Annotated in this window: 5 protein-coding genes; 2 read left to right on the top strand and 3 right to left on the bottom strand. The window is 69.9% G+C overall.

All coding sequences use genetic code 11. The features are described from left to right. From ACXJKR_RS22275 to ACXJKR_RS22265, 3 genes are all read right to left on the bottom strand, one after another. Window positions 1-601 (bottom strand): general secretion pathway protein GspB (locus tag ACXJKR_RS22275; RefSeq protein WP_457324670.1); only part of this gene is annotated, 601 nt, incomplete at its 3' end. Window positions 602-627: 26 nt separating this feature from the next. After that, window positions 628-2,292: an ExeA family protein gene (locus tag ACXJKR_RS22270; protein WP_457324669.1), complete on the bottom strand. Its 1,665-nt coding sequence runs from the start codon at window positions 2,290-2,292 to the stop codon at window positions 628-630. A 105-nt stretch (window positions 2,293-2,397) separates the two neighbouring features. Next, on the bottom strand, window positions 2,398-3,336 hold the full coding sequence (locus ACXJKR_RS22265; protein WP_457324668.1) for an AAA family ATPase: 939 nt from the start codon (window positions 3,334-3,336) through the stop codon (window positions 2,398-2,400). A 23-nt stretch (window positions 3,337-3,359) separates the two neighbouring features. On the opposite strand from ACXJKR_RS22265, the gene ACXJKR_RS22260 reads away from it, so the two are divergent. Beyond that, the gene (locus tag ACXJKR_RS22260) at window positions 3,360-4,295 is read left to right on the top strand and encodes a histone deacetylase family protein (RefSeq protein WP_457324667.1); all 936 of its coding nucleotides are present in this window, start codon (window positions 3,360-3,362) and stop codon (window positions 4,293-4,295) included. Window positions 4,296-4,416: 121 nt separating this feature from the next. After that, window positions 4,417-5,727: a mechanosensitive ion channel family protein gene (locus ACXJKR_RS22255; RefSeq protein WP_056201386.1), complete on the top strand. Its 1,311-nt coding sequence runs from the start codon at window positions 4,417-4,419 to the stop codon at window positions 5,725-5,727. Window positions 5,728-5,838: the final 111 nt, after the last annotated feature.

Here is a 5,838-nt window from a genome sequence, read left to right as displayed (position 1 = left end):
CCTCGCCATTGATCATCGCGAAGCGGCCGCGCGGGTCGTCGGAGTAGACGGAGCCGCTGACGACGATGCGGGGCACGTCGCGGCGGATGGCTTCGGGCAGCTCGGCCAGGCGGGGGATGGGAGCTTCGGCGGCTGGGGTGGGAGCTGGGGCGGGCGGTGCTGGAGGAACGGGGGCAGGCACGGCGACAGCCACGGGTGCCGGCGCCGTGGCCTCGCTGACGGGACGGGGCGCCGGTGCTGTGGTCACCGCGACCGGCGGCGGCACGAGTGGCAGGTAGGGCGAGGCGGACGCGGTGGGCTGTGGCGTTGGCGCGGCGGGTGGCGCGGGCACAGCCACTGGCGCCGCGGTGGCCACCGGGGTGGGCGTTGGCGGCGAAACCGGCGGGGTCGCGTCCTGCGGGCCGCTTGCCCACCAACTGCCGGCGCCGATGCCAGCCAGCAGCAGCAGGCCGCCGCCGGCCCAGGGCAGCCAGCGGCGTGGGCCGGCGGCGCGGGCGGCGTCGCTGGTGGATACCGCTTGGGTGTTCAGGCCCGGCACCTGGCCGCGCTCGCGTTCGCGATCGGCTTCGGCACGGCGCAGGGCGTCGAGGATGTAGGACATGGCGTTAGGTCTTGCGATTCTCGCGTTCAGCGCGCCACGTCCAGGCGCGGCTCGGCTATACCGGCAGCCCGGTTGACTTGCATCAGGGTGATGGGGCCGACGCGGCCATCGGGTTGCAAACCCTGGCTGGCCTGGAAGGCCTGCACCTGGCGGCTCAGCTCGGGCCAGCCGGGCGCGGGTGCGGAGGCCGGCGCGGACGGCGCGCTACCCGGCACGCTGGCGAGCTGTGTGGCCAGCCAGTTGCGCAGGGGAACGATGTTCTCGGCCCGCTCGGCATAGCCCGGTGGCACGCGCCAGAAGGTCGTGAACTCGCCGCGCCAGGCGCCGGCCAGCTCGGGTAGCGTGACGCGGCGGGGCGTGCCGTCCACGACCAGCGTGGCGTGCTGCGCGTCCAGCGCCACCAGCGCGGCCAGGGCCGCCGGGTGGCCGGGGCGCTGCAGGGTCAGCAGCACGGGGCGGTCGATGAGGCGGATGAGCGAGAGGCTGCCGCTGCCGCTGCGGTAGCACTGCAGGCCGCGCTGCGCGGCCACGGTGCAGGGGTCGGCCTTGTCCGGCAGCGGCAGGCCCCAGCGCTGGGCGAGGGCCGCCCAGGCGTCGGCGTCCTGCGGCTTCCAGTCGGCGAGCGTCAGCAGTTCGGGGGCTGGCTCGGTGCGGCTGGCCGCGGAGGCGGGTTGCGAAGCCGCACTCGCAGCCGCTGCCGCAGCAGATGCCGCGCTGGCAGCCGCGGCCATGCCCTCCGCTCTGGCCTTCTGCAGGCGTCCGTCCATGGTGGCCTGCTGCGCCCGCCAGGCCAGCCAGCCGCCCACGATGGCCGCGGCCAGCAGGGCCACACCAATGCCCGCCGCGACGGGCCTGCGCCTGGGCACGGGCGGTGCGGCCTGCTCGTCGAACATCTCGCGCGCAGCCTGGCGCACTATTGTTCGCGTGACCTGCGCCTGGCCGCTGGCATAGCCGCCCAGCAGTGCGCGATCGCAGAGCAGGTTGATGCGGCGCGGCACGCCGCGGGTGAGCTGGTGGATGAGGCGCAGCCCCTTGCGGTCGAAGGGCAGCGCGCCGGTGAGGCCGGCCACGTTCAGGCGGTGACGGATGTACTGTGCCGTCTCGGCCTCGGACAGCGCGCCCAGGTGAAAGCGCGCGATCACGCGCTGCGCCAGCTGCTCCAGCTCCGGCCGGGCCAGCATGCCGCGGAGCTCGGGTTGGCCGATCAGCACCACCTGGAGCAGCTTGCGCTCACTGGTTTCCAGATTGGTCAGCAGGCGCAATTGCTCCAGCACGTCGGCCGAGAGGTTCTGCGCCTCATCGATGATCAGCACGTTGTTGCGCCCGGCAGCGTGCTGCGCCAGCAGGAAGGCGTTCAGCGGGTCGACGTAGTCCTTCACCGTCCGCGCGCCCGCCGGCACCACGACATGGAATTCGTCGCAGATCGCCTGCAGCAGCTCAGGGACGGTGAGCTTGGGGTTGAAGATATAGGCGACGTTGCATTTCGCCGGGATCTGCTCCAGGAAGCAGCGGCAGACGGTGGTCTTGCCGGCGCCGATCTCGCCGGTGAGCAGCACGAAGCCGCCGCCCCCGTCCAGCCCATACAGCAGATGGGCCAGCGCCTCGCGGTGGCGCTCGCTCATGAACAGGTAATGCGGGTCCGGCGCGATCGAGAACGGCGCTTGTTTCAAGCCGAAGAAGGGCACGTACATGGGGCGGCAGGATAACCATGCCGCCGATCTGCCCGGGCCGAACCCGTCTGGCCAACCGCGACGTGCCGGCTGCGCAGGAGCGCCAGGCCGGCAATCAGCGCCAAGCTAGGGGAGGGCGATGGCTTCGATCATCGCCCGCACCTGCTCGCGAGCGCCGCGGCCCGCGCCGGCGCGAGGCTGCAGGCGGTGGGCGATGGTTTGCGGCAGGATGGCCTGCACGTCGTCGGGCGACACATAGTCGCGCCCCTGCAGCAGGGCCCGGGCGCGGGAGGCTCGCAGCACGGCCAGGCCGGCGCGCGGCGACAGGCCTTCCACGAACCATTGGCCCGAGCGTGTGGCCGCAATCAGTGCCTGCAGGTAGTCCAGCAGCGGCGGCGCGGCGTGGATGGCCTTGACGGCGGCTTGCGCCTGGATCAGCTCCGCCGGCGTCATGAGGGCGCCCAGCGACCGCAGTTGCTCGCGGCTGTCCTGCCCGGTCAGCAGCTCGCGCTCGGCGGCGGCGTCGGGGTAGCCCAGCGAGATGCACATCAGGAAGCGGTCCAGCTGCGACTCCGGCAGCGGGAAGGTGCCGAGCTGCTCGCTGGGGTTCTGCGTGGCGATGACGAAGAAGGGCTCGGGCAGCGGGTGGCTGATGCCCTCGATGCTGACCTGGTGCTCCTCCATGGCCTCCAGCAGCGCGCTTTGCGTCTTGGGGCCGGCGCGGTTGATCTCGTCGGCCAGCAGCACCTGGGCGAACACCGGGCCGGGGTGGAAGGCGAAGCCGTTCTTCTCGCGCTCGTAGACGCTGACACCCAGCAGGTCGCTGGGCAGCAGGTCGGCCGTGAACTGCAGGCGCGAGAACCTCAGCCCCAGGGAAATGGCCAGTGCATGGGCCAGCGTCGTCTTGCCGACGCCGGGCAGGTCCTCGATCAGCAGGTGGCCGCCGGCGATCAGGCAGGCCAGGGAATCGGCGATCTGCGCCGGCTTGCCCTTGATGACCGTGCTAATCTGGTTTTGCAGTGCCAGCAGTTGCGCTGCCAGCGTTCGTGATGGAGCTTGCGTCATGAGGCTGGACCATATCAAGAGACATGCCCACCGCCTACTTCAACCCTCCCGAATGCCGCCGCCACGACATGGGCGAAGGCCATCCCGAATGCCCGGAGCGGCTGGCTGCCATCGACGACTGGCTGATCGCCTCGGGCCTGGGCCAGGCGCTCGAGTACTTCGACGCCCGGCCGGTGGACCTCAAGGACGTGGAGCTGGCTCACACCCACGGCTATGTCGCCGAGATCGGCGCCCTGCTGCGGGACTGCGCCGAGACGGGCGAACGTTGCGCCGTCGACCCCGACACCTCGGCCAACGCCCATACCTGGACCGCCGCCCTGCATGCGGCGGGTGCTGCCGTGCAGGCGACCGACCTCGTCATCGACGGCCGTGCCGACAACGCCTTCTGCTCGGTGCGCCCGCCGGGCCACCATGCCACGCGCGACCAGAGCATGGGTTTTTGCTTCTTCAACAACGTGGCCATCGCTGCGCGGCACGCGCTGGACCGGCGCGGCCTCAAGCGCGTGGCCATCGTCGACTTCGACGTCCACCATGGCAACGGCACCGAGGACATCATTGCCGGCGACGACCGCGTGCTGATGGTCAGCCTGTTCCAGCATCCGCTCTACCCCTACAGCGGCGCCGTCCCCAAGGGCACCAACATGGTCAACGTGCCGCTGCCGGCCTACACGCGTGGCGGCGAGGTGCGCGAGATCATCGAGGCCATGTGGCTGCCGGCCCTGGAGCGCTTCAAGCCGCAGATGATCTTCATCTCCGCCGGCTTCGACGCCCACCGCGACGACGATCTCGGCCAGTTGGGCCTCATCGAGGCCGACTACGAATGGATCACGCAGAAGATCAAGGCCGTGGCCGACCGTCATGCGCAAGGCCGTATCGTGTCGGTCCTGGAGGGCGGCTATAACCTGCACGCCCTCGCGCGCAGCGTGGGCATCCATTTGCGCGTATTGGCTGATTTGTGAACTTTGCGGGACAGACCGCCCGAGCGAAGCGAGTAGCTCTGTCCCCAACTAAGCTGAGAATTTTGCGGGACAGACCGCCCGAGCGCAGCGAGTAGCTCTGTCCCCAACTGACTAAAACCGTATGCACCAACCTTTGAGCCTGGCCGAACTCCAGGCCTTGCTGACCCGCGTCTTCAGCGCCGACGCGCTGGCCGAATGGGGCCTGCTATTCGGCTGCCTGGCTCTGGCAGGGTTGCTGAGTTGGGCGCTGTCGCGCGCCGTCACCCGGCGCGAGAACAGCGTGCTGTTCGGCGATCGCGTCATCGACGGCACGCTTTTCCCGCTGTTCGCCCTGGCCCTGGCCTTTGGCGCGCGCCGCCTGCTGCCGCTGTACGGGCTGGCACCGGCCTTGTTCAAGCTGGCGCTGCCGGTGCTGGTGTCGCTGGCCGCCATCCGCCTCATCGCCCGCGTGCTGCGCGCCGCCTGGCCCAATTCGACCGCCTTCAAGGCCTTGGAGAAGCTGGGCTCCTGGCTGGTGTGGATCGGCGCGGTGCTGTGGATCACCGGGCTGTGGCCCGTGCTGATGGACGAGCTGGACGACATCGGCTGGAAATTCGGCACCGTCAAGCTGACGCTGCGCAACCTCATCGAGGGCGGGTTGACGGCTACGCTGGTGCTGGTCGTTGCGCTGTGGATCTCGTCGGCCATCGAGGCCCAGCTGCTGCGCCGCGAGTCACTGGACCTGTCCATGCGCAAGATCGCGTCCAACGCGATCCGCTCGCTGCTGCTCTTCATCGGCCTGCTGTTCGCGCTGTCGGCCGCGGGCATCGACCTGACGGCCCTGGGCGTGCTGGGTGGGGCGCTCGGCGTCGGCCTGGGCTTTGGCCTGCAGAAGCTGGCGGCGAATTACGTGAGYGGCTTTGTCATCCTGGCCGAGCGGAGCTTGCGCATCGGCGACATGGTCAAGGTCGACGGCTTCGAGGGCCGCGTGACCGACATCAAGACGCGTTACACGGTGATCCGGTCGCTCGGCGGCAAGGAAGCCATCGTGCCCAACGAGATCCTGATCACTCAGCGGGTCGAGAACTCCTCGCTGGCCGACCCGCGCGTGCTGCTGTCGACGGTGGTGCAGGTGGACTACGACTGCGACGTCGACAACGTCATGCAGGCCATCACCAAAGCCGTCACCGAAGTCCCGCGCGTGTTGAGCGACCCGGGGCCATCGGTGCAGCTGAGCCGCTTTGCCGACAGCGGCCTGGAGCTGAGCGTGTTCTTCTGGATCATGGACCCCGAGAACGGCAGCGGCGGCGTGCGCTCGGACGTCAACCTGGCCGTGCTGCACACGCTGCAGCGCCTGGGCGTGGACATTCCCTACCCGCAGCAGGTGCAGCGCCAGCCGAAGTCGGCGACCACGGCCACGTCGCCGGAGGCACCTGCACCGACTGGCGACTAGAAATCGGCGTCCAACACCACGCGGTAGCGCGCCTTGCCTGAGCGCAGGTGATCCAGTGCGTCGTTGACGCGGCTCATCGGGAAACGTTCCACCTGCGGCAGGATCTGATGC

This window comes from Roseateles sp. P5_E11 (assembly GCF_054049355.1).
This window is presented reverse-complemented; position numbering and strand designations above follow the sequence as displayed.

Coding starts and splice junctions, on each gene's coding strand:
- ACXJKR_RS22270 (WP_457324669.1), bottom strand. CDS start 2,292: ATGTACGTGCCCTTCTTCGGCTTGAAACAAGCGCCGTTCTCGATCGCG.
- ACXJKR_RS22265 (WP_457324668.1), bottom strand. CDS start 3,336: ATGACGCAAGCTCCATCACGAACGCTGGCAGCGCAACTGCTGGCACTG.
- ACXJKR_RS22260 (WP_457324667.1), top strand. CDS start 3,360: ATGCCCACCGCCTACTTCAACCCTCCCGAATGCCGCCGCCACGACATG.